Origin of the sequence: Actinoallomurus spadix (genome assembly GCF_024055725.1) — a bacterium.
GTDB classification, from domain to species: Bacteria; Actinomycetota; Actinomycetes; order Streptosporangiales; family Streptosporangiaceae; genus Actinoallomurus; species Actinoallomurus spadix.
This window is the reverse complement of record NZ_JAMXMX010000002.1, coordinates 1-22,277: the sequence shown is the minus strand read 5'-3', so window position 1 is coordinate 22,277 and position 22,277 is coordinate 1. Positions and strand designations below refer to the sequence as shown.

The 22,277-nt window shown below is 71.9% G+C and carries 20 protein-coding genes; 12 read left to right on the top strand and 8 right to left on the bottom strand.

What is annotated here, in order from left to right; genetic code table 11:
• Positions 1–41 precede the first annotated feature (41 nt).
• A complete protein-coding gene (locus NE235_RS02240; protein WP_252798969.1) occupies positions 42–533 on the top strand; it encodes a cupin domain-containing protein in 492 nt (163 codons plus the stop codon).
• Positions 534–552: 19 nt separating this feature from the next.
• Here NE235_RS02240 and NE235_RS02235 read toward each other — a convergent pair whose 3' ends face one another.
• Positions 553–2,049, bottom strand: a complete 1,497-nt coding sequence (locus NE235_RS02235) for a glycoside hydrolase family 76 protein (protein ID WP_252798968.1) — start codon at positions 2,047–2,049, stop codon at positions 553–555.
• A gap of 210 nt (positions 2,050–2,259) precedes the next feature.
• On the opposite strand from NE235_RS02235, the gene NE235_RS02230 reads away from it, so the two are divergent.
• The gene (locus tag NE235_RS02230; protein ID WP_252798967.1) at positions 2,260–2,619 is read left to right on the top strand and encodes a DUF6086 family protein; all 360 of its coding nucleotides are present in this window, start codon (positions 2,260–2,262) and stop codon (positions 2,617–2,619) included.
• A gap of 190 nt (positions 2,620–2,809) precedes the next feature.
• On the opposite strand, the gene NE235_RS02225 is transcribed toward NE235_RS02230, so the two are convergent.
• Positions 2,810–3,685, bottom strand: a complete 876-nt coding sequence (locus tag NE235_RS02225; RefSeq protein ID WP_252798966.1) for a hypothetical protein — start codon at positions 3,683–3,685, stop codon at positions 2,810–2,812.
• A gap of 75 nt (positions 3,686–3,760) precedes the next feature.
• Here NE235_RS02225 and NE235_RS02220 point away from each other — a divergent pair, with 75 nt between their 5' ends.
• Positions 3,761–3,997 (top strand): winged helix-turn-helix transcriptional regulator, encoded by a 237-nt coding sequence (locus NE235_RS02220; RefSeq protein ID WP_252798965.1) that lies wholly within the window; start codon positions 3,761–3,763, stop codon positions 3,995–3,997.
• A 28-nt stretch (positions 3,998–4,025) separates the two neighbouring features.
• Here NE235_RS02220 and NE235_RS02215 read toward each other — a convergent pair whose 3' ends face one another.
• Positions 4,026–7,415 (bottom strand): phosphodiester glycosidase family protein, encoded by a 3,390-nt coding sequence (locus NE235_RS02215; RefSeq protein WP_289848088.1) that lies wholly within the window; start codon positions 7,413–7,415, stop codon positions 4,026–4,028.
• A 183-nt stretch (positions 7,416–7,598) separates the two neighbouring features.
• Between NE235_RS02215 and NE235_RS02210 the strand changes: the two genes are divergently transcribed.
• From NE235_RS02210 to NE235_RS02175, 8 genes are all read left to right on the top strand, one after another.
• Complete coding sequence (locus NE235_RS02210) at positions 7,599–9,065, top strand: FG-GAP-like repeat-containing protein (RefSeq protein ID WP_252798964.1); 1,467 nt, start codon at positions 7,599–7,601, stop codon at positions 9,063–9,065.
• 169 nt (positions 9,066–9,234) lie between these two features.
• On the top strand, positions 9,235–10,047 hold the full coding sequence (locus NE235_RS02205) for an SAM-dependent methyltransferase (RefSeq protein ID WP_252798963.1): 813 nt from the start codon (positions 9,235–9,237) through the stop codon (positions 10,045–10,047).
• Positions 10,048–10,142: 95 nt separating this feature from the next.
• Entirely contained in the window at positions 10,143–11,234 is a 1,092-nt protein-coding gene (locus NE235_RS02200) for a hypothetical protein (protein WP_252798962.1), read from the top strand.
• A gap of 160 nt (positions 11,235–11,394) precedes the next feature.
• A complete protein-coding gene (locus NE235_RS02195) occupies positions 11,395–12,078 on the top strand; it encodes a hypothetical protein (protein ID WP_252798961.1) in 684 nt (227 codons plus the stop codon).
• Entirely contained in the window at positions 12,078–13,043 is a 966-nt protein-coding gene (locus NE235_RS02190) for a J domain-containing protein (RefSeq protein WP_252799492.1), read from the top strand. The genes NE235_RS02195 and NE235_RS02190 overlap by 1 nt, the downstream gene beginning before the upstream one ends.
• Before the next feature lie 113 nt (positions 13,044–13,156).
• The gene (locus tag NE235_RS02185) at positions 13,157–13,732 is read left to right on the top strand and encodes a hypothetical protein (protein WP_252798960.1); all 576 of its coding nucleotides are present in this window, start codon (positions 13,157–13,159) and stop codon (positions 13,730–13,732) included.
• Positions 13,729–14,349, top strand: a complete 621-nt coding sequence (locus NE235_RS02180) for a DUF4352 domain-containing protein (RefSeq protein WP_252798959.1) — start codon at positions 13,729–13,731, stop codon at positions 14,347–14,349. The genes NE235_RS02185 and NE235_RS02180 overlap by 4 nt, the downstream gene beginning before the upstream one ends.
• The gene (locus tag NE235_RS02175) at positions 14,346–14,843 is read left to right on the top strand and encodes a hypothetical protein (protein WP_252798958.1); all 498 of its coding nucleotides are present in this window, start codon (positions 14,346–14,348) and stop codon (positions 14,841–14,843) included. Before NE235_RS02180 ends, NE235_RS02175 begins: the two co-directional genes overlap by 4 nt.
• On the opposite strand, the gene NE235_RS02170 is transcribed toward NE235_RS02175, so the two are convergent.
• Positions 14,797–15,927 (bottom strand): hypothetical protein, encoded by a 1,131-nt coding sequence (locus NE235_RS02170; RefSeq protein WP_252798957.1) that lies wholly within the window; start codon positions 15,925–15,927, stop codon positions 14,797–14,799. The two genes, NE235_RS02175 and NE235_RS02170, sit on opposite strands and share 47 nt — an antisense overlap.
• A 42-nt stretch (positions 15,928–15,969) precedes the next feature.
• Between NE235_RS02170 and NE235_RS02165 the strand changes: the two genes are divergently transcribed.
• On the top strand, positions 15,970–17,169 hold the full coding sequence (locus NE235_RS02165) for an epoxide hydrolase family protein (protein WP_252798956.1): 1,200 nt from the start codon (positions 15,970–15,972) through the stop codon (positions 17,167–17,169).
• Between the two features lie 6 nt (positions 17,170–17,175).
• Here the strand turns inward: NE235_RS02165 and galT are convergent, their stop codons facing one another.
• The 4 genes from galT to mmsA are packed head-to-tail and all read right to left on the bottom strand — an operon-like array spanning position 17,176 to position 22,120.
• The gene (gene galT, locus NE235_RS02160; RefSeq protein ID WP_252798955.1) at positions 17,176–18,225 is read right to left on the bottom strand and encodes a galactose-1-phosphate uridylyltransferase; all 1,050 of its coding nucleotides are present in this window, start codon (positions 18,223–18,225) and stop codon (positions 17,176–17,178) included.
• A gap of 34 nt (positions 18,226–18,259) precedes the next feature.
• On the bottom strand, positions 18,260–19,297 hold the full coding sequence (locus NE235_RS02155; protein WP_252798954.1) for a LacI family DNA-binding transcriptional regulator: 1,038 nt from the start codon (positions 19,295–19,297) through the stop codon (positions 18,260–18,262).
• A 34-nt stretch (positions 19,298–19,331) separates the two neighbouring features.
• The gene (mmsB, locus tag NE235_RS02150) at positions 19,332–20,576 is read right to left on the bottom strand and encodes a multiple monosaccharide ABC transporter permease (RefSeq protein WP_252798953.1); all 1,245 of its coding nucleotides are present in this window, start codon (positions 20,574–20,576) and stop codon (positions 19,332–19,334) included.
• On the bottom strand, positions 20,573–22,120 hold the full coding sequence (gene mmsA, locus NE235_RS02145) for a multiple monosaccharide ABC transporter ATP-binding protein (protein ID WP_252798952.1): 1,548 nt from the start codon (positions 22,118–22,120) through the stop codon (positions 20,573–20,575). Before mmsA ends, mmsB begins: the two co-directional genes overlap by 4 nt.
• Between the last annotated feature and the right edge of the window lie 157 nt (positions 22,121–22,277).

Sequence of the window (22,277 nt, the reverse complement as noted above, 5' to 3'; positions counted from 1 at the left end):
CTCCAAGATCAAAACCGGCCGGACCAGGTCAAGATCGTTTTTTGCGGATACATGAGGACAACGGAACGACGAATCGACCGCCGCGCCCGTACGTCCTGGCCGCGGGCGAGGGAGAGCCGGCGGCGGCACCCGAGGGCTCCGTCATGCGGCTCAAGGCGACAGCGGAGTCGACCGGCGGCGGGATGGGGCTGCTCGAGGGTGTCGACGCACCCGGCTTCGCCACGCCCCTGCACCGGCACGACGTCGCCGAACTCTGGTACATCCTCGACGGGCACTACGACTTCCACGTGGCCGGCGAGTGGCTGCCGGCCGCCACCGGAGCGGTCGTCTTCGTCCCCGGCGGGCTGGTCCACGGGCTGCGCGCCGGGCCGGCCGGCGGGCGCAGGCTGACGATGATCGTCCCCGGCGGGCCGGAGGGCTTCTTCCGCGACGTGCACCGCGCCATCGAGGCGGACGCGGTGACCCCGGAGCGCATGCGGGAGCTGGGCGCCACCTACGGCATCGAACTGATCGGCCCCCTCCCGGATCACTGACCCTTTCGGCAACCGGAGATCACCCGGCGGCGTTCATGAGGTCCAGGGCGCTCTGCTGGCGGGCGGCGTCGGTCGAGTCGAGCGGGCCGGCCCAGTGGTAGCCGTACTGGTCCAGTGGGTTGCGGTCGTGGGCGTAGGCCGAGTCCGCCTGGCGGTGCAGGTAGGCGGTGTACGGATGGTCGCCGAGGGCCTTGTTCAACGCGGCCAGCCCGCGGGCGTACACGCCCTTGAACGACGGGCCGTCGGCGCCGCCGTTGGACTGCGGCTCGCCCGGGTCGGCGAGGACGCCGTTCGGGTTGAGGGCCGCGTCGGTCGTGGAGGCGTTCGCGAGCGTCCGGGCGTCGCTGAGCACGCCGGCGTCGCCGGTGGCGCGGTACAGCTCGGTGAGGCCGTTCAGGATGACGCCCTGGTTGTAGGTGTAGACCGGCTGGCCGTTGTTCTTGCACGTCGACGTGGTCAGGCCGTCGTTGATCAGATGCGCCGAGTTGATCATGCCGGAGGCCTTGAACCACGACCACGCGTTCTTCGCCCGGTTCAGGTACGCGGTGTCGCCGGGGATGCGGTTGTGCAGGGCGGCGGTCAGCTGCAGGTACAGCTCGTTCGTGATGGCGTTCTTGTAGTCGCGCTGCGTGCGCCACCAGACGCCGCCCCCGCACGTGCCGTCGGCGTACGAGGTCATCCAGTCCGCGTCGGCCCTGGCGGTGGTCAGGTACCGGCCGTCACCGGTCAAATCGTACGCGTCCACCCAGGCCAGCCCCCACCAGCCGGTATCGTCCATGTAGTCGTTGCGGAACTGCCCGCCCTGCGCGGACAGGTTGTGGTCGTACGTGGTCGCGATGGCGTACCGGTAGCTGCCCATTCCGCTGACCCGGACGTTGTCGATGACGGCGGTCAGCGCGTTGGCGGAGTTCCACCAGTTGGTGGTGTCCCACAGGCCGGTGCCGTTGTTGTAGTACATCATCAGCGCGGTCGCCGCGGCGGTGGACCGGCTGCCGGCGTTCCACGTCGTACGGGCCCAGGCGGTGCAGGCGACCTCGGCGCGGTCGCCGGCCTTGCCGCAGGCGCGTACGGCGCCGACGCCCCGGTTGTTCCAGTCGTCGACGTTGTACATGAGCGTCCGCCAGCCGCGGTTGCCGCTCGGGACGGTGGTGTCGCCGAGCCTGCTGCCCTGGCTCCAGCTCCGCCCACCGTCGAACGACCGGTCCAGCCACACCTCGTCGGCCGGGTTGCCGTTGGCGATGCTCGCCCAGGCCATGGCATCGGCGTCGTCGAAGTGCAGCACGATCTGCCGCGAGTAGATGGTGGCCTGGACGGGCGTACGGTCGCCCGCGGTCAGCGCCGGGTCACGGCCGTCGCAGTACTTGTCGCAGATGGACGCGGCGGCCGCGCTCGTTCCGGCGAATACGGGGATCGCGGCGGCGGTGAGGAGGGATGCGGTCGTCAGCAGCCGGGCGAACCGGCGGATGGACGGGCGGGCGGGGCTCCGTCGGCCTGGAGCGGGGCGGGGGCACGACATGATCGACTATTGATCGGACCATCGGTTACGTCAATGGTCAAAGCGGACACTGGACGGACGCCTCGCGTCGCGATTCCCTCGGGGGCCCGACGCTGCCGCCGGTGGCCGGGCAGGACTCCTGCAGGTCACGCATGCTCGGCGCTCGAACGGGCATCTACGGGGCCGCTGACGATCAGAGGTCGATCGCGCTCCGGAGTTGGAGGGGTCACGGTGAGCTGCGTGTTCAGGGTCGGGGAAGAGACCGTCTGGACCCCGTCCGCGGAGGCTGGCCGGCTGTACGTCGGGATGACGAAGTGCCTGGCGGCGGGCGGAGGGCGGGCGACCGGCGTGAAGACGATCGCCGAGGACGTCTTCGAGATCGAACCGGAGGCGTTCGGCGCCCTCGTCGAGGTGGCCTACAAGGAGTACTTCACCTCCACCAACCGCGTGTACCGCAGCCAGCTGCACGGGTGGCTGCTCACCTCCCTCGTCCTGCTGGCGCGGGCGGGCAGGCCGGTGACGCCGGCCGGCGAAGAGGAACGCGAGTTCGTCGAGGACATCTCCGAACACGCCAGGGCCATGCCGTCTTAGGGGGTGGAGTCCCGGCACCGGCAGCGTGAGCGCCATCGTCCCCGAGGTGGGTGGCGTCTTTTTCTGGCGCTTCTACTCACGTGAGAGAATTCTCGCTCAGGTGGACGGCCATGCAAACAAGGTGCCTCCCGGTGGGGTCCGGTTACTCCGAGGTCGACCGAAATCAGCTCTCCTGGACGGGACCGCCCGCTTACTTGGCGAGGCGGACGCTGTGCACCATCTTGTCCATGTCAGCGTCGCTGAGAACGCCGGGCTGGCCGGTGTGAACGTACAGGACCCAGGACAGCGAGCCGCCGCCGGTGACCGGCAGGATGACGATGCGGATCGTCGTGCCCGTCGACCCGCAGTTCCCGGGGTCCGGGGCGTGACTGACGCGGGCCCTGATCTGGACGACCTTACGCAGGCCCTTCAGTTTGGTGTTCTCCGGGCTGCCGATGGTCTTCCGCGGACTGCCGACCTTGTGCTCCGCGGACTTGGCCCACTTCTGGGCTGTCTGCGTCGCCGACGAGCGGAGGTCGTCGACGTCCGTCGACTTGAAGCCCGCGCCACCGAGTGTGCAGTGTCCCTTCTCGGACTTGGCGCTGAAGGAGACCGTGGTCTCGGGCATGGCGCTGCCGTCATCGAGGCCGATCGAGGTCTCCTCGTCGTTGACCGTCCAGTTCGCCGGGACGTCGTAGGACAGGCCGTTCTCCTCGGAGGCCACGACCACCTGCCAGCCCGGCACCACCGGCGGGAAGGGGCCACTCGGCGTCGGTGTCGGTGTCGGTGTGGCGGTGGGCGTGACGGGCGGAGTGGTCGGGGCCGCGACCGGGCGCTCGTCGCCGCCCCGGCTCACGAGCACGATGACCACCGCGCCGACGATGACGAGAACCGCGACGACGGCGACGATGATCAGCGGCGCGCTGTTGCGGCGAGGCGGGCCGGGAGGTGGACCGGCAGGCGGGAATCCCGGGGGCGGAGGGCCGCCGTAGCCGCCTCCGGGCGGCCCGCCGTACCCGCCTCCGGGCGGCGGGAACTGCGGTGGCCCGGGAGTGGACCAGTCGGGGGGTGGCGCTCCGTAGCCCACGGGATCTCCTGTTCGGCTGTCTCGGGCGGGGTCCACGACGACCGGCCGTACGCCGCCCGCGGTGGGACGCGGCGAATGCTACTTCGCCCGTACGACGCCGGCTCCGGTTTCGACTCCCGATCCGATCAACGGGTTCCGCGCGTCCACTACCGGCTCACCGACCTGGGCCTGTCCCTCGAAGCCGTGCCGGCCACCGTCCGGAACTGGGCCGAGGAGCGCATGGAGATCCCCTCGCCGAACGACGCTCCCGGTTTCCGGGCGGCCGTCCGAAATCCCGACAATCCACGCGGATTCCGGCCCACGTCGCGGTGACGCGGCCGCATGTCCTCGCGGACTCCGGTCAGGTGGCCGGGGTGATGGTGACGGGGACGGTCTTGGTCTGGGAGCCGGCGGCGACGGTGACCGTGACGGTCCCCGGGCGGAGGGCGGTGAGGGTGCCGCTCTCCGGGTTGAGGACGGCGAGGACGTCGCGGCGGTGGCGGGCGGCCTTGACCTCGGCCGGGGAGGCGGTCACGAGCAGGCCCGGGCCGCCGCTCCAGGTGACGCTGGCCGGGTGGCGCAGCGGGAACTTCAGGCCGAACCCGCTGGTCAGGCCGGTCGCGGTGACCTGTTCGGAGCCGCCTACCGGCAGCGGCGCGGGCGCGGGCAGGTCAATGCCATCGATCAGGGGCCGGCTCTCCGCCTGCAGCCAGTCGCGGGTCCCCGGGTCGGGCAGTCCGGCGGGCACCCTGCCGGGGTGCGGGTCGACGCCGACGCGCATCCAGCCGAAGAAGCCGCCCTGGTCCGGGGAGCCGTACGGGGTCTTGCCGACCGCCGGGGTGTTCACCTCCAGCACGCCGTCCGTCCGGGTGACGGCGGCGGTGTGGGCGTGGCCGCTGAACAGCGCGACCGGCTTGCCGGACTCCTCCCTGAACGTCGCGAGCCAGCGTTCGACCAGGCCGGCCTCGAGCCGGTCGGTGAGCTGGGAGTCGCCGGCGCCGGACGGGTCGTGCGGCGGGTGGTGGAACACCACGACGACGCCGGTGACCGAGCGGTCGGTGGCGGCCTTGTTCAGCTCGTTCTGCAGCGCGGGGATCTGGTCCCAGTCGGAGGTGCGCAGGCTGCCGGTGTGGGAGTCGAGCAGGATGAACCGCGTGCCCTTGTGGTCGAACACCTGCCGGGTCTTGCGGCCGGTCGCGCTGACGAAGGTGTCGAGTCCGCCGCTCGATCCGAGGCCCGCCTCGTGGTTGCCGGGCACCCAGTAGACGGGCAGGCTCGCGGGGACGTGGTCCGTCAGCAGCCGCTGGGCGAAGGCGAAGTCGGCCTTGCCGTCGCTGTCGACGAAGTCCCCGTTCAGGAGGATGAAGTCGGGCTTGGCGGCGACGGCCTGGTCGAGGGCGGTGGCCGCCTGCTTCGCGGCGAACGAGTCGGCGCCCGCGGCGGCGCTGACGTGCAGGTCGGACATCAGGGCGTACGTCCAGCGGCCGGCGCCGACACCGCGCTGCTCCAGGACGTACGGGTCGGGGGCGGGCGCCTCGTGGGTGTCGGGCTGCCGCCCGACCTGGGCGGCGAGCGCGTCGAACTCCAGCTCTCCGGCGTCCTTCTTGTCCTGCGCGGTCTCGACGACGTAGACGTTCAGCAGGGTGATGGGGGCGGCGAAGCCGGCGGGCAGGGTGCCGGTGACGCGGCGCCAGCCGGTCCAGTCGACGCTGAGCGCGAAGGTGAACGGCACGTTCGTGGTGCCCTGGGAGCGGAGGGTGGCGCGCAGCCAGTGCTCCTTGCCGTCGCCCTTGACCCACAGGGCGAGGCCGCTCGCGCCGCCGGGCAGGGTGATGGGGCTCGGCTGGACGACGGCGTACCCGGCGGAGGTGCTGGGCTGCCCGGTGAAGTCGTACGTCAGGCGCAGCGCGTGGTTGCCGGCGGGCGCGCCGGGGCGGTCGGAGGCTTCGACGGTGGTGACCGTGGCGGTGCCGCGGGCGGCCGATGCGGTCCACTTCTCGTCCGGTTCGAACTCGGCGAGGGACCGGTCGACGAGGCCGACGGACACGGGCAGCTTCGCGGTGACGCCGTGCACGGTGGCGGTGAGGGTGGTGCCGGCGCCGGTCGCGTCCGGCTTCCCGGTGACCTTCAGGTCGCCGTCGGGTTCGGTGGTGACGTCGATGGCCGTGTGGTCGTAGTCGAGGGTGACGTCGCGCGGGGCGACGGGCGCGCCGAAGCCGTCGGCGTCGTACCCGGTGAGCCCGACGCTGGTCGCGGTGCCGGGCTGGAGGGTGACGGCGCGGCTCGGGAAGGCGAGCCGGTGCAGCGGGCCGAGGACGCGCAGGTCGTGCTCGCCGGTCGCGGATCCGGCGCGGGCCCGCAGCCGGCCCGTGCCGGGTGATGAGGCGTGGAAGACGCCGCCGCGGACGTGCCCGAGCCGGCCGGGGGCGGCGGTCCAGGAGACGTGCCGGGCGCTCACGGACACGGCCGCGTACGTCTCGTCGTATCCGGCGGCGGTGACGTCGCGGGTCAGGCCGGGGAAGACGCGGTCGGCGCGCGGCCGTACGTCCAGGCCCTGCAGAGTGCCGGAGCCCGTGCGGCTGAACAGGCCGACGCCGTTCGGCACGGGCCGCTCGCTCCCGTCGGAGGGGGTGTTGACGACGCTGACGCCGGAGTCGCCGGGGCGGCGGGCGACGGTCTCGGTGGAGCCGCCGCCGTCGAGCATGTACGCGTTGCCGGCGCCGAGGCGGGCCATCAGCCGGGCCGTGTCGTCGAAGGACAGCCCGGCCGAGAAGCTCGAGGATCCGTCGACGGCGACGAGGAGCAGGCGGCGGCCGCCGTCGCTCCAGCCGATGGCGGTACGGGGCTTGAGCGCGTCGTTGCCGGTGCTCGGCGGGAAGTCGACCGCCTGGCCGTCCCGGACGAGCACCGCGCCGCTGCCGAGCGCCGTCTTCAGCTTCGCGTCGGTCTTGGGGGCGAACGCGATGGCGGCGGTGTCGCCGGGCCGGGCGGTGGCGAGCCGCTGCGCGGCGGCGCCACGGCCGAGGAGGATGAGGCCGTCGTCCGGTACGGGTGTCGTGGTGAGGTGGTCGTTCACCGCGGTGACCTTGCCGCCGGCGACGACGACCTCGGTGTACGGGCCGGGGTCGCGGATGAGGGTGCGCAGGCCGGGTCCCCACTGCGGGGTGAAGGCGTCGATGCCGTCGGCGGGCACGGTGGCGGAGTTGAGCGCGGCGAGGGGGTGTTCGGCGCCGGCGACGGTGGCCGTGCCCTGGAGGGCGAGGTCGGCGAGCCGGGCGAGTCCGTCGGCGCCGATGGCGGCGACGGTGGACGGCTGGGCGGTGCCCTTGCGGAGGGCGCCGTTCTGGATCTCCGGGCCGATGGCGGCGTTGGTCTCGGTGATGTCGAAGTAGTCGCCGTTCACGGCGGCGACCGCGCGCTGGTCGTCGGCGGCCTGGGCGAGGGGCCTGGCCTCGCTGACCTTGCGGCCGATCAGGTCGATGCTCACGGAGTGGTCGCTCAGGTCGGCGCTGAGGACGTGGACGCGGGTCCAGCCCGTACGGCCGAACGTGTCGAAGGTGGTGCGGACGATGCCCGGGGCCACCGGCCGGTCGACGCGGCCGGCCTCGACCGACTCGCCGGGCACGGCGGTCTGGTAGGCGGGGGCCGGTACGCGCGGCGGCCGCTCGGCCCACGCCGGAACGTTCCAGGCAGGTGTGCCGAGAACGCCGAGGGCGAGGGCGCCCGCGGTCAGCAGGGATCGTACGCGCATGGAGGCCTCCGTGAGTGGTGCCGCAGGAGGTTAGCGCTCCGGGGCGGTGATCACTATGACCGATCTTGACGGGGCGTCGTCGCGCGGGTGAACAATCGGGGCCCGGCGGATCTTCCCCCTGAGATGATCATTCTCCATTACGATCCCGAAGTCGGCATTTGTGGTGGATCATTAGGAGATCGGATGAGGTCGTTCGGCAGGCGAGTGCTGCCAGTGGGTTCCGCGGCGGCGCTGATCCTGACCGGCGGAGGCCTGACGGGCACGGCGAACGCCGCGCCGGCGCCCCCGAAACCGGGCGCGAACCTCGTCGCCCGGCCCGCGAAGACGGCCATGGCGCCGCGGGTGACCGCGGTGGCGGCCTCCGCGGCACCGGCGTCGGCGAAGCTGTCCCTGAAGGGGCAGTACCAAAAGACGAACATGAACTGCGTGCCGACGTCCTCGTCGATGAGCCTGTCGACGTTCGGGGTGTCGGTGAGCCAGGAGACGCTGGCCAAGAAGATGGGGACCAGCGCCACCAAGGGCACGACCGGTGCCCAGGCGCGTCCCGTGCTCAACTCCTACGCCGACCCGCTCGGCTACTCGTACGGCTTCGCGGACGCCTCGACCGCCTCCAGCCTGATGGCGAAGGTGTCCTACGACGTCGGCGTGCTGAAGCGGGCGCCCGTTCTCGGCGTGTGGATGGAGAAGCTGCCGTGGAACTCCAAGATGAGCGGCAGCAAGGTCGGGCACGCGATCGTCGCGTACGGGTACGACCGCGGCAAGGGGACGATCACCGTCTTCGACCCGTGGAAGGCCACCGGCGGAACGCACACCATCGCGGCCTCCAAGCTCGCCGCGGACATGCAGCCGACCGGGATGTTCCTGGTCACCGGCCGTACCGACGTGGGGCTGTCCACCCTCGGTGACCAGACCGGGGACGGCACCGCCGACGTGGTGGCGACGGACCGGGCCACCGGCAAGCTGTGGCTGTACCCGGGCCCGAAGTTCGCCGCGACGGGCCGCAAGCTCCTCGGCAGCGGCGGCTGGAACGGCATGAGCGAGCTGACCGGCATCGGCGACCTCAGCGGCGACAAGAAGGCCGACCTGATCGCCGTCCAGAAGAGCGACGGCACCCTCTGGCTCTACCCCGGCGCGACGAACGGCCTCGGCACCCGGGTGAAGATCGGCAACAGCGGCTGGAACGGCATGACCGAGCTGTCCCCCATGGGCGACATCACCGGTGACGGCCGCGCCGACCTGATCGCGGTGCAGAAGAGCGACGGCACCCTGTGGCTCTACCCCGGCGGCGTCAAGAAGCTCGGCAGCCGCATCAAGATCGGCACCAGTGGCTGGAACGGCATGGGGAAGCTGGCCGGCGTCACCGACATCACCGGTGACGACAAGCCGGACCTCATCGCGGTGCGCAAGTCGGACGGCACCCTCTGGGTCTACCCGGGCGGAACCAAGGCCCTCGGGACGAGCAAGAAGCTCGGTTCCGGTTGGGGCGGCATCCGCTCGCTGACCCTCACCGGTGACGTCACCGGCGACGGTCTCTCGGACCTGATCGGCGTCCAGGCGGACACCGGGGTGATGTACGTCTACGCGGGCCGTACCACCGGGTACGCCGCCCGGCAGCAGCTCACGACCGGCTGGAACGGCTCCGCCGGCTGATCCGGACCCCGGCGTTCCCGAACGGGCGCGGTGCCGCGAGGCGCCGCGCCCGTTCGCGTACCGGGCGAACGGTCACAGGGGCCGGGAACAGAACGATCTTCACATTCGTTGCCCCGAGCGACAAACTAGTCCGGAAAAGCACGCGCGTACGGAAAAGAGGGGGACCGCGATGACCGACGAGGAGGCCCCGGTTCACGACCTTCGTACGGACCGGCCCACGCCGGCCCGGATGTACGACTACTACCTCGGCGGCAAGGACAACTTCGCCGTCGACCGGGACGCGGCCGAGGAGGTCCTGTCGGCGGCCCCGGAGGTGCGTGTGCTGGCGCGCGAGAACCGCGCGTTCCTCGGCCGGGTCGTGCGCTTCCTCGCCGCCGAGGCCGGCATCCGGCAGTTCATCGACGTCGGGACCGGGCTGCCGACGCAGGGCAACGTGCACGAGATCGCGCAGGCCGCCGCGCCCGGCGCCCGCGTCGTGTACGTCGACAACGACCCGATCGTCCGCGCCCACGCCAAGGCGCTGCTGCCCTTCGACGGCACCACGGCCGTCGTCGAGGCGGACATGCGCGACCCGGCCGCGATCCTCGACCACCCCCACACCCGCCGCCTCATCCGGTTCGACGAGCCGGTGGCCGTGCTGTTCATGTCGGTGCTGCACTTCATCACCGACGAGGAGGACCCGTACGGGCTGGTCGCCGCGTTCCGGGATGTTTCCGTGCCGGGCAGCCACCTGGCGCTGTCCCACATCACGCCGCCGGAAGAGGGCGCCGACGGCGCGGAGTCGGCCGCCGACGTGTACAAGAAACGCGCCACCTCACCGGCGGTCCTCCGCTCCCCCAAGGAGATCGAGGCGCTGTTCGACGGATACGACCTGGTCGAACCCGGCCTCGTCAACGTACCGGGGTGGCGACCCGACGACCCGGAGGCGGCCCGCGCGGCCGACTCGGTCTGGATGCTCGGAGCCGTGGGTCGCAAGCGCTGACCCGCGCCCGTACGCCCGTTCCCGTGGACAGGCCGGGGTCACCTGCGTAGCCTGCCGGTGATCTTCGTGGCCGCCGCACGTCGAGGGGAACGACCATGGGTCTCACGTCCGAGGACGTCATCACGTCGGCGCCGAGCGTGTACGGCGCGGCGTGCGCGATGGGCGCCGCGAGCCTGTACTGGCCGGCGGCGATACTCGTCCCCATCCTCGGCGGGGTCGTCTCCGACCCCGCCCAGATCTGGCACCTCGGCACCCGGTGCCGGCACGTCGCCGACCGGATCCGCGCGGCGTCCGACGAGATGACCGCCGCCGTGAAGAGCTGCGCCGACGACTTCCACTGGAAGGAGAAGGGCAAGAAGGCCTTCCTGGAGACCCGGCTGTGGCCCTACCAGGACGCGCTGGACGAGGCGGCCGACAACTTCGACTCCCTCGCGAACACCCTGTCGCTGACCGCGGTCGGGTACACCGGCCTCGGGCTGCTCTCCGCGGCGGTCGGCGCGGCGGCGCTCACCACCGTCACCTCGGGCGCGCTCGCCGGGGTGGTGGCCCCCGAGATCACCCTGGCCGTCAACGGCAGGCTCGCGCAGATCATGAAGGTCATCGTGTCGGCCCTGCGCCGGCTCGCCACGTGGAACGGCAAGCTGGCGAAGGCCATGATCGAGGTTCTGAAACGGCAGGAGGTCCTCACCAGGGGCGCGGGACGCGCCGTGAAGCTCGGCACGGGCGGCGTCCTCGCGGTCTCCGAGGTCGGCTCGCTGGCCGTCGGTGGCATCGCCGCCTCGACGATGAAGGACGACGTCGATGACGTGCGGTGGCCGGAGCGGCTCGCCGCCGGCGCCGCCGTCCCCAAGGGGTACAAGGCCGCGACCGCCGACCAGAAGAACGCGCTCCGGCAGATCCGCCACGAGTCCATCGTCGAGCTCGGCAAGAGGCTGGACAGCACGGCGGGCGTGACCCTCGACGCGGCCTGCCGGGAAGCGGCGGACCTCCACGCGGGACAGCCCGGATTCGGCGCCTGCGGCCAGCCCATCGCCAGCGCGTTCAAGACGGCCCGCGACGGGGCGGTGGAGCAGCTCACCGAGGCCCGGGACACCCCGGGGACCTGGCTGCCCGGCCTGCGGACCACCGCCGGCAACTGGGTCACCGCCGAGGACCACTCCATCATCAAGATCAGACGCGAGTTCTGAGAGCTCCGCGCCGTTTCCGGGAGGGGACAGCCGATCACCGCTCCGGACATAATGGGGTCGGCCGTTGACAAGAGGTGGTCAGGAGGCTCGGCGCGTGAACTCGTCGTTTCCCATCGTTCCCGCTGAACCCGGGCGTCCGGCGCGGAGACGCGGCGGCGGGTTGGAGCCCTCGTCGCCCGGCGGCGCCGCTCCGCTGCACCAGGCCGCCGAGATGGGCCTGAACTCGGGCGAGAAGCTCCGCCAGGAGTGCTGGGAGATGATCGGCGGGCGCACCCGGCAACGCCTCATGGAGCTCGCCGGCGGCGTCATCGACTGGTTCGCCCGGCGGGACGCCTCCAGCCTCGACGGCCGGCCGTACGCCGTGGTCTTCGGCGACCGGGGCCTGACGATCGCCGAGCCGCGCATCAGCACCGAGCACCGCCCGGTCTACGCCATCTCGGCGTTCCTGTTCGAGCCCGGCTCGCTGCGGCACGTGCCCGTGGACCACCGGCCGCCGCCGCACGCGCCCATGGCCGGGCCCGCCCTCGGATCCGGGCCGCGGCCACCGGTCGCGCCCGTCGCCGGCCTCGACTCCGCCGACCGCGGGCTGCTCGGCAACCTCCCGCCGCGCGCCCAGGAACTGCTGCAGACGCCCTTCACGTCCGGGCAGCGGGTGCTGCGCTGCAACTGGGCGTACGAGGGGTTCGAGCACCACCTGAACATGTTCATGATCTACCTGGCGGGGGCGCGTGACGTCACCGTCGCGACCGGCACCAAGGTGATCCCCGCGGGACACTCCGACGCGACCGCGCACTGGTCGCTGACGTGCTACCGGGCCTCGGTGGCGCGCCGGATCGGCAAGTGATGTCGGCGGACTTCGCCGAACTTGCGGGACACGACGCGTACGACCTGCTCGGCGTGGACGCTGACGCCACCCCGGAGGAGATCCGCCAGGCGTTCCGCGCCCTGGCCAAGGCGAATCACCCGGACCGGTTCCCCGACCCGCGCGCCAAGGCCGCGGCGGAGGTGCGGATCCGGCTGCTGAACGCCGCTCGCGACGTCCTGCAGCACCGCCGGGCCGACTACGACGCGTTCCGCTCCGCGCCGTTCGACTTCGACGACGATCCCGACGACGCGTACGAGGACGCCGAGATCATCGACGATCCGTGGGCCGGCGCGGCCCCGGGCGCCCCGGCGCCACCGGACCCCTGGGCGGACGCCGGCGCCGGGCCGGCCGCTCCGGCGGACCCGTGGGACACCGCGGGGCCGGGTCATCCTCCGCCCCCGCCGCCCTTCCCGCCACCGCCGCCCTTCCCACCGCGGCCGACCGCGCCGCCGCGGTTCGTCCGGCCCGTACGGCCGCGCCGCTCGGTGCCCGCGCGGATCGGGATCGGGTGTTCGGTGACGTGGGCCGTCGTGTGGATCGGCGGCATCCTGATCGTGCTGCTCGCGGCCGTTCTTCCCGATCACGGCCCGCGGCCGGCCGTGGCCGTCCCCTCCCGGTTCGCGGGCACGTGGGCGGGGACCGTGCAGGACACGGCGAAACAGCACGACGACGGCACGCCCGTCCGGTGGAAGGCCGAGATCACGCTGAAGGCCGGCAGGCACAACGGCAGGGTCCGCTACCTCGACGGCAAGTGCTCGGGCACCGCCGTGCCGCTCGCCTTCGGCCATGACCGGCTGACGGTGAACACCGTGTTCGGGTCGTCGGACTCCGGGTGCGACGTCGGCGACCTGCACCTCACCCCGCACAAGGGCGGGAAGCTCGACCTCGCCTACCGCGACAAGAACGGCAAGGTCACGGCGTCGGCCGTGCTCACCCGGCGCTGAGCCCCTCCGAACGCCCCCTGCAGGGCCCGCCTGCGGATCGAGCCGATCATGCGCCTGATGGATCGGCGCGCCGTGCGCTACCCTCTCCCGGGTCCGAAGATCCGGGAGAGGGCATGGCGCGCCGACTGCTGCTGAGCGTCTCCGTGGTGGTGGTGCTCGGCCTGCTCGCGGCCGTCTGGGCGACCGGCGGCCTGCGGGCCGCGGCCCGGCCGCGGACCCGCCCGCCGGGCGCGCCCGTCGACCTCGGCCGTTACGTCGTCCGCGTGACCGACGCCGTGCTGGTCCACCGGCGGAGGGACGACTCCACCCTGCTCACGGTGAGCCTGCAGGTGACCAGCAAGGATCACAAGTCCGTCCTCCTGGCCGACTTCACCGCCAACGCGATCTCCCTGGCGTCCGCCGGCGGTCCCGCGCTCAAGGCGCTCATGGCCCAGGGGACGAGCCAGGGCGCGGACACGAACATGCTCCCGCCGCGCGTGCCGATCACGGTGACGCTGACGTACGGCATGCCGCGCGGCAGCGTCGTCCCGCCGGGGTTCCACGCCCGCCTGGAGATGTGGCGTTACGACCACCGGGAGGACTTCTTCTACGGCCACATGGTGTGGGTGTCGCGCAAACCGGTCGGCTCGAAGTCGAAGGAGCCGGGCGAGGTCGCCGTTCCGCTGACGCTGCGCCGGGAGGACGGGTGAGGCGGTTCGTCGCCGCGCTGACCGGGCTCGCGCTGCTGACCGCCGCGTGGTGGGTAGCGGGCAGGACGCCGGACGACTACGACCACCGGTACGCCCCGCTGGCCACCGAGGGGCGCGTCGGCGCCCCGGTCCGCGCGGGCGGGTTCGTCGTGCGCGTCGACCGGGTCACGGCGGCCCGGTCCGCGACACCCGACGGAGACGAGTTGGTCCGGCCCGACGGCGTCTTCCTCATCGTCACCGTGTCCGCGATGAGCCGGCGGGCGCCGCTGATCCTGAGCACCGCGCTGCTGCGCACCCGCGACGGGAACGTCTACCGCGACAGCGTCAAGAACATCATCGCGAACGACGGCGATCCGTTCGAGATGACGACGCTCGCGCCGAGCGTCTGGACGCGTGGCGCGTACGTCTTCGAGGTGCCGCCGTCGGAGCTGGCGGGCGCCACGTTCGTCGTCTCCGACCGTCCCGCCAACGAGAAGGACCCGCCGAAGGACTTCCCGGCGTTCGGCTTCGAGCTGACCGCGGAGGCCGACATCCCGCTGGGTCTCACGGAGGCCGGGGCGCGGCGGCTGGTCGCGGGCGCACCCGAACGCGCGACGATCCCGGGGACGACCACATGAGCGCGGAGACGCGCGAAGAGCCCGGGGCCGGGCGCCGGAACCCCTGGACCGCCGTCGCGCTCGCGGTCGTCCTGCCGGTCGCGGTGGGCCTGCCGTTGTGGCGGCAGCTCGGCTACTACGACCGGCATCGCTACCACGAGGCGGTGACGACGGTGCCGGCCGGTGGCGGCGCGGTGCTGAACCACGCCTCCTGGCGGCTGCTGGACCTGCGGCGTACGGGCACCGGGGTCCGCCTGCGGCTGCGGATGACCGCCCTGGACAAGGACGGCACGTCCACGCTCGAGGACCTGTTCGAGGTCCGCGACGAACGAGGGCGGCGCTGGCAGCTCGAGAGCGACCCGCTCAACGACCTCGGGCAGGTCGGGCGTCCCGTGACGATAGCGGCGAGCGGCGTGGTCCCGGCGGACGTCGCGGACCGGGTCTTCCCCGTCGTGCGGTACGCCCCGCTCAAGCAGGCACCGGGTCCGGTTCCGGTGCTGCGGTTTCGCCGCTGACCTCGGACGCGAGCCCGACGGCCGCCGCGAGCAACGCGACGTGCAGCACGGTCCGCACCAGTTCGCGGGCGAACTCCAGCGGCACGAGGATCGGCCGCCACGCCGCCGGGTCGTGACCGGCGCCGATGAGGTGCAGCGCGCCGCGGAAGCCGTACGCCGCCGCGGCGTCGGCGGCGGCGTAGCAGAGGCAGAACAGGCCCAGGGCGGGCGCCCCCGCCCGGAGGATGAGGCGGATCGCGTGAACGAGCGGCACCCAGCGTTCCCGTGAGTCGGCCGTCACCGCGACGAGGACCTTGCTGCGGTCGCCCTTCTCGGCGAACCGGTGCAGCCGGGTGCCTTCGAGCGCCGCCGTGGGATCGTCGACCTGGAACCCGACGCCGCAGGCGACCGCCGCCATCGCCAGCCACACGAGCGGGAGCGTGACCGCGCCGAGCCCGTAGTCGGGCATCGGGCCGCTCAGGTCGATCGACGCCGGCCAGATCCGCCGGGTCGTCACCCAGCCGGTCGCCCTGCCGGCGAGCAGGAAGACCGAGGTCACCGCGAAGAGGTTGAACGCCGTCTCGCAGTAGGCGAGCGCCGGACCGGCCACGCGATGCTCCCGGCGCGGTTCGAGCAGGAGCTTGAGCACCCAGGCGATCGCCACGGCGGCCAGCGCCATCCACAGGTTGTTGAAAAGCGCCCGGCCCGCGACCGAGCCGTGCGCGGTGCTGTAGAGGTTCCGCTCGATGTCGGCGCGCAGGAACGCGCGGACGTCGTCCTTGTACATCCCCCACGCCAGGTAGATGACGACGAATGGGAACAGCGCCCGGCAGATCGCGCCGGTGAGCGATTCGTCCTCCGGGCGGCGGAGCACGCTCAGCATCGCGATGACGGTGGCGAGCGTGACGGTGACCAGCGCGGTGAAGACCAGGGTCGCCGCGACCCGGCGGAGCGACTCGTGGGAGCCGTGACCGACCGTCACGCCCGCCCAGGTGAGGACGTACCGGGCCAGATAGCCGACGCTGAACCACAGCGTCAGCGGCACCAGGTGCCGGCCGGCGAGCCGCAGCGTGGTGACCGGCAGCAGGGCGACCCGACGGTACATATCGGTACAGCCTACGGCGAACCCGGGCGTACGATCCGCTGAATGACGGCAGCCGACGAGGGCATCCACCCGTTCCGCATCGACATCCCCCAGCGGGAGCTGGACGACCTCCACCAGCGTCTCGACCGCACCCGCTGGCCCGACGAGCTGCCGGGAGTGGGCTGGTCGTACGGTGTCCCGCGCGACTACCTCAGGGAACTCGCGCACTACTGGCGGCACGAGTACGACTGGCGGGCCGCCGAGGCCGAACTCAACCGATGGCCGCAGTACACCACCACGATCGACGGCGCGAACCTCCACCTCGCCCATGTCCGCTCGCCCGAACCGGACGCGACCCCGCTGCTCATGACGCACGGCTGGCCCGGCTCGATCGTCGAGTTCATCGACGTGGCCGGCCCGCTCACCGACCCCCGCGCGCACGGCGGCGACCCGGCCGACGCGTTCCACCTGGTGCTCCCGAGCATCCCCGGGTTCGGCCTGTCCGGGCCGACGACGGAGCCGGGCTGGGAGTTCAAGCGCGTGGCCGCGGCGTTCGCGGAGCTGATGGCGCGTCTCGGATACGCGCGGTACGGAGTCCAGGGCGGTGACTGGGGCGCCGTCATCTCCCGCGAGCTCGGCCGTACCCTGCCCGACCGGGTCATCGGCGTCCATCTGAACCTGCTGCCGAACTCCTTCCAGGCCGAGGAACCCGGCGCGGACGAGCTCGCGGCGCTGCCCCCGGAGGAGCGCGAGCGCACGCTGGCCTCCTGGGAACGCCTCAAGGCGTGGGCCGGCGAGCGGCAGGGCTACGCCGACCTGCAGTCCACCCGGCCCCAGACCCTGGCGTACGGCCTGACCGACTCGCCGGTGGGCCAGCTGGCCTGGATCGCGGAGAAGTTCAAGGAGTGGACCGACTCCACGGACCGCCCGGAGGACGCCGTCGACCGCGACCGGATGCTGACCAACGTGATGCTCTACTGGCTGACCGGCACGGCCGGCTCGTCGGGCCGCATCTACTACGAACGCGCGCACGCCGCCTACTGGGGCGAACCCCCCGAGCCGTCGACGGCGCCCACCGCGCTGGCCGTCTTCCCCCGGGACAACTTCGTCCCGCTCCGGCACATCGCGGACCGCACGAACACCATCGTGCGGTGGACGGAGTACGACCGGGGCGGGCACTTCGCGGCGCTGGAGCAGCCGGAGCTCCTGGTCGCCGACATCCGGGCATTCTTCCGCGAGCTCCGGAAGAACGCGACCGGGTGATCGCCCCTACAGCTCGCGGAGGCGGGCGGCGGCGGTCTCCGGGAGGACGTCGTTGATGTACGCGCCGCCGCCGGTCTCGCTCGTCGCCAGGAACTTGAGCTTGTCGGCGGTGCGCTGCGGCGTGTAGATCCGGGCGCACAGGTGGGCGGCGTCGCGCCCGGCGCGCGCCGGGGCCTGGTACCAGCAGGCCATGTACGGCGTCGCGTGGTCGTACAGGGCGTCGAAGCGACGCAGGACGTCGGCGTACAGGCCCATCAGCTCGTCGCGCCGCGCGGCCTCCAAAGCGGGCAGGTCGGGCACGCACGCGCGCGGGGCGACGTACACCTCGTACGGCCAGCGGGCGGCCTCCGGCACGTACGCGAGGAAGCCGTCGGTCTCGGCGACGACGCGCGGCCCGGTGGCCTCGCGGGCGACGACGTCGCACAGCAGGCAGGTGCCGTGCTCGGCGCGGTGCCGCTCGGCGGCGGCCAGCATGCGGCGCGGGACCGGCGGGATGTACGGGAAGGCGTAGATCTGGCCGTGCGGGTGCGGCAGGGTCGCGCCGATGGCGGCGCCGCGGTTCTCGAAGACGAAGACGTACTCCACGTCGGCGCGGGCGCCGAGGTCCGCGGTGCGGTCGGCCCAAGCGCGGCCGACGGTGGCCAGCCGCTCGGGCGGGAGCGTGGCGAAGGACCCGTCGTGGTCGCTGGTGAAGCACAGCACCTCGCAGCGCCCACCGGCCGGGCCGCCGAGCGAGGGGAAGCGGTTCTCGAACGACACGACGTGGTAGTCGTCGGCCGGGATCTCGCTGAGGTGCTCGCCGTGGGACGGGCAGAGCGGGCACTCGCCCGGGGCGGGCTGGTAGGTGCGGTTCTGCCGGTGCGCGGCGACGAGGACCTCCTCGCCCTGCAGCACGTCGTAGCGGAGTTCGGCGGCGGGCGCGTACGGCGGCAGGTCCCGCCGGTCGGGCGCGGAACGGTCCAGCCCGGGCATGTCGTCGAAGTAGATGATCTCTCGTCCGTCCGCGAGCCGCACGGACGTACGAGCGGCGGACGCGGTGACGGCGTGGGCGGACATCGTCTTCCTCTCAGGGAACGAACCGGGCACGGGGCTACTGCGCCGGGGGCCGCCCGGCACTGCTGCGGCTGACCAACTCGGTCGAGATGATTATCTTCTTGTCGCTGCGGCGCCCGGTGTCGATCTGCTCCAGCAGCAGGTTCACGCTGGATCGGCCGACGGCGGCGAAGTCCTGCCGGATCGTCGTGAGCGGCGGAATGAAGTATGCCGCCTCGGGGATGTCGTCGAAACCGATGACGCTGACGTCGTCCGGCACCCGGCGGCCCGCCTCGTGGAGGGCGCGCAGCAGGCCGAGGGCGGTCTGGTCGTTGGCGGCGAACACCGCCGTGACGTCCGGGTCGGCGGCGAGCGCCAGCCCCCGGTCGTACCCCGATCCGGCGCTCCAGTCGCCGGGGATGGTCGGCGGCACCGGCGCGCCCGCCTCGGTCAGCGCGTCGTGCCAGCCCCGGGCGCGTTCGCGGGCCTCCAGCCACGACATCGGGCCGGGCAGGTGGTGCACGGTCCGGTGGCCGAGGTCGAGGAGGTAGCGCGTCGCGGCCTTCGGCCCGGTGTACTGGTCGACCCCGACGGAGGGGATGACCGTCTCGCTCTCCATCACGACGACGGGCAGGTCGGACGGCAGGTGCTTCGTCGTCTGCGTCAGCGGCACGTGCCCGGGGATCACGATGAGCCCGTCGACGCCCTGCCCGCGCAGCCGCTCGGCCGCCGCGGAGATGGAGCGCTGGCTGGCCGACTGCAGCGCGATGACGCTGGTGAAGTAGTCGGCCTCCCGGGCGCAGCGCTCGATCTCGCTGATCATCGACGCCGGCCCGAAGAGGGTCGCGTCGAAGCTGACCACGCCGAGTGTGCGCGACCGGCCGGTGGCCAGGGCGCGGGCGAAGGCGTTGGGCCGGAAGTCCAGTTGGGCGGCCGCGGCCAGGACCTTGGCCCGGGTCTCCGAGCTCACCCTCGGGTGATCTTGGAAGACCCGGGACACGGTCTGGTGCGACACCCCGGCGAGCCTGGCCACATCCCGGAGGCCGGGGCGGGTGGTGACCCGCGCGTCGCCCCGGTCCCCGGGGTCTGCGGTCATGGATCGATCCTATTTTTCGGTGGCGTCCCGGCCGTTACCGGGAGGCGCCGGCGCGGCGCTTGGTCCAGATGTCGAACGCGACGGCGGCCAGCAGCACCAGGCCCTTGATCAGCATGACCCGCTCGCTCGGCGCGCCGAGCAGCGACATGCCGTTGTTGATCACGGCCATGATGAGACCACCGGTGATCGCGCCGACCACCTTGCCGACGCCGCCCTGCACCGCCGCGCCGCCGATGAACGCCGCCGCGATCGAGTCGAGCTCGAAGTTGGTGCCCGCGGTCGGGCCGGCCTGGTTGAGCCGTCCGGCGAAGATGATGCCGGCCAGCGCGGCCAGCACGCCCATGTTGACGAACAGCCAGAACACCACGGACTTGGTCTTGATGCCGGACAGCCGGGCGGCCTGCAGGTTGCCGCCGATGGCGTAGATGTGCCGGCCGAAGACCGCGCGGGTGGTGACGAGGGTGTAGGCCAGGACGAGGACGGTCAGGACGACGAGCACGACCGGCAGGTTCTTGAACCGGGCGAGCTGGATGACGATGAACATCACGACGAGGGCGGCGAGGGCCATCTTCACGATGAACAGCGGCAGCGCCTCGACCTTCTGGCCGTAGCCGGCGCGGCCCTGCCGGGCGCGCCACTGGGTGCCGACGATGCCCACGACGGCGATCACGCCGACGAGCAGCGTGAACAGGTCCGCGCCGCCGAGCGCGCCGAGGCCCACGTTGCCGAAGTAGCCGGGCAGGAAGCCGTTGGCGAGGGTCCGCACCTGGTCGGGGAACGGGCCGATGCCCTGGTTGCCCAGGACGGTGAGGGTGAGGGCGCGGAAGACGAGCATGCCGGCCAGCGTCACGATGAACGCGGGGATCTCGAAGTAGGCGATCCAGTAGCCCTGCCACGCGCCGATGATCGCGCCCGCGATGAGGGTGAGCACGACGGCGAGTGGCCAGGCCATGTGGTGGTTCACCATCAGCACCGCGGAGATCGCGCCGCAGGCCGCGACGACCGAGCCGACGGACAGGTCGATGTGCCCGGCGATGATGATGAGGATCATCCCGATCGCCAGGATCAGGATGTAGGAGTTCTGCACGAGGACGTTGGACATGTTCTCGGGCGAGAGCAGGTCCCCGTGCGTGAGGATCGCGAACAGCGCGACGATCAGCGCGAACGCGACATAGATGCCGTTCTGCCGCAGATTGAGGGAGAAAATCCGGTCGGCCACGCCCCGGGACGGAGCCGGCGCCTCGCCCTGGTCCGAGCGGGCCGGTGCCACGCTGCTCATGAAACTACCTGCTCCTCGTCGTAACGGGTCATGTACTGCATCAGCCGCTCCGGCGTGGCCTCCTCGCGGGAGACCTCACCGGTGATGCGCCCGGCCGACATCGCGTAGATGCGGTCGCAGATGCCGAGCAGCTCGGGCAGCTCCGAGGAGATGACCAGCACGGCCTTGCCCTGGTCGGCCATCTCATTGATGATCGAGTAGATCTCGTACTTCGCGCCGACGTCGATGCCACGGGTGGGCTCGTCGAGGATCAGCACGTCCGGATCGGTGAACATCCACTTGGACAGCACGACCTTCTGCTGGTTGCCACCGGACAGCTTCCCGGTGACCGCGGCGACGGTCGGCGCCTTGATGTTCATGCTCTTGCGGTAGCGCTCGGCGACGTGGGCCTCTTCGTTCTCGTTGACCCAGCCGCGCCTGGCGAGCTTGCGCAGCCCCGCCGTCGAGACGTTGCGCTTGATGTCGTCGATGAGGTTCAGGCCGTACCGCTTGCGGTCCTCGGTGGCGTACGCGATGCCGTTCCGGATGGCGTCGCGGACCGACTTGACGCGGATCTCCTTGCCGTCCTTGTAGATGCGGCCGGTGATTCCGACGCCGTAGCTGCGGCCGAACACGCTCATCGCCAGCTCCGTACGGCCGGCGCCCATCAGGCCGGCCAGGCCGACGATCTCGCCGCGCCGCAGCGTGAGGTTGGCGCCGGAGACGACGAGACGCTCGTGCTGCGTCGGGCTGCGCACGGTCCAGTCCTCGATCCGCAGCACCTCCTCGCCGACGTTCGACTCGTGCTCGGGGTAGCGGTGCTCGAGGTCGCGGCCGACCATGCCGGAGATGATGCGGTCCTCAGTGACGAGGTCCTTCTCCATGTCGAGGGTCTCGATCGTGCGGCCGTCGCGCAGGATGGTCGTCGAGTCCGCGATCGCCTTGATCTCGTTGAGCTTGTGGCTGATGATCACGCAGGTGATGCCCTCGTCGCGCAGGCCGCGCAGCAGGTCGAGCAGGTGCGCGGAGTCCGCGTCGTTCAGGGCCGCCGTCGGCTCGTCCAGGATCAGCAGCTTCACGTCCTTGGACAGCGCCTTGGCGATCTCCACGAGCTGCTGCTTGCCGACGCCGAGGTCCATCGCCGGCGTGACGGGGTTCTCGTCCAGGCCGACGCGGGCGAGCAGGTCGGCGGCGTCGGCGTTCGTCTTGTTCCAGTCGATGAGGCCGCGGTGGACCCGCTCGTTACCGAGGAAGATGTTCTCGGCGATCGACAGGTACGGGCTGAGCGCCAGCTCCTGGTGGATGATGACGATGCCGTGCTTCTCACTGTCGCGGATGCCGGAGAAGCGGCAGAGCTCGCCGTCGAAGTGGATGTCGCCCTGGTATGAGCCGTGGGGGTAGACCCCGGACAGCACCTTCATCAAGGTGGACTTGCCCGCGCCGTTCTCACCGCAGATCGCGTGGATCTCGCCGCGCCGCACCACCAGGTTCACGTCCTGCAGCGCCTTGACGCCGGGGAACGTCTTGGTGATCCCGCTCATCCGCAGAATCGCGTCGTCGGTCATCGGACCTCCTTCGTCGGCCCCATGACCAAGGTGCTGTGCCTGATGATGCCCTCGCTCCGCTCGGTCATGGTGCCGTGCCCTTCATTCACGCCGGAAGGGCGGGCGGCGCCCGCGGCGCCCCCCCCCCCGGTCCCCCACACTGACCAGCGCGGGCGCG

Excerpts from the sequence above, each read along its gene's own strand:
- NE235_RS02235 (WP_252798968.1), bottom strand. The coding sequence starts at position 2,049 with ATGTCGTGCCCCCGCCCCGCTCCAGGCCGACGGAGCCCCGCCCGCCCG.
- NE235_RS02220 (WP_252798965.1), top strand. The coding sequence starts at position 3,761 with ATGCTACTTCGCCCGTACGACGCCGGCTCCGGTTTCGACTCCCGATCC.
- NE235_RS02215 (WP_289848088.1), bottom strand. The coding sequence starts at position 7,415 with ATGCGCGTACGATCCCTGCTGACCGCGGGCGCCCTCGCCCTCGGCGTT.
- NE235_RS02210 (WP_252798964.1), top strand. The coding sequence starts at position 7,599 with ATGAGGTCGTTCGGCAGGCGAGTGCTGCCAGTGGGTTCCGCGGCGGCG.
- NE235_RS02205 (WP_252798963.1), top strand. The coding sequence starts at position 9,235 with ATGACCGACGAGGAGGCCCCGGTTCACGACCTTCGTACGGACCGGCCC.
- NE235_RS02200 (WP_252798962.1), top strand. The coding sequence starts at position 10,143 with ATGGGTCTCACGTCCGAGGACGTCATCACGTCGGCGCCGAGCGTGTAC.
- NE235_RS02190 (WP_252799492.1), top strand. The coding sequence starts at position 12,078 with ATGTCGGCGGACTTCGCCGAACTTGCGGGACACGACGCGTACGACCTG.
- NE235_RS02185 (WP_252798960.1), top strand. The coding sequence starts at position 13,157 with ATGGCGCGCCGACTGCTGCTGAGCGTCTCCGTGGTGGTGGTGCTCGGC.
- NE235_RS02175 (WP_252798958.1), top strand. The coding sequence starts at position 14,346 with ATGAGCGCGGAGACGCGCGAAGAGCCCGGGGCCGGGCGCCGGAACCCC.
- NE235_RS02170 (WP_252798957.1), bottom strand. The coding sequence starts at position 15,927 with ATGTACCGTCGGGTCGCCCTGCTGCCGGTCACCACGCTGCGGCTCGCC.
- NE235_RS02165 (WP_252798956.1), top strand. The coding sequence starts at position 15,970 with ATGACGGCAGCCGACGAGGGCATCCACCCGTTCCGCATCGACATCCCC.
- galT (WP_252798955.1), bottom strand. The coding sequence starts at position 18,225 with ATGTCCGCCCACGCCGTCACCGCGTCCGCCGCTCGTACGTCCGTGCGG.
- NE235_RS02155 (WP_252798954.1), bottom strand. The coding sequence starts at position 19,297 with ATGACCGCAGACCCCGGGGACCGGGGCGACGCGCGGGTCACCACCCGC.
- mmsB (WP_252798953.1), bottom strand. The coding sequence starts at position 20,576 with ATGAGCAGCGTGGCACCGGCCCGCTCGGACCAGGGCGAGGCGCCGGCT.
- mmsA (WP_252798952.1), bottom strand. The coding sequence starts at position 22,120 with ATGACCGACGACGCGATTCTGCGGATGAGCGGGATCACCAAGACGTTC.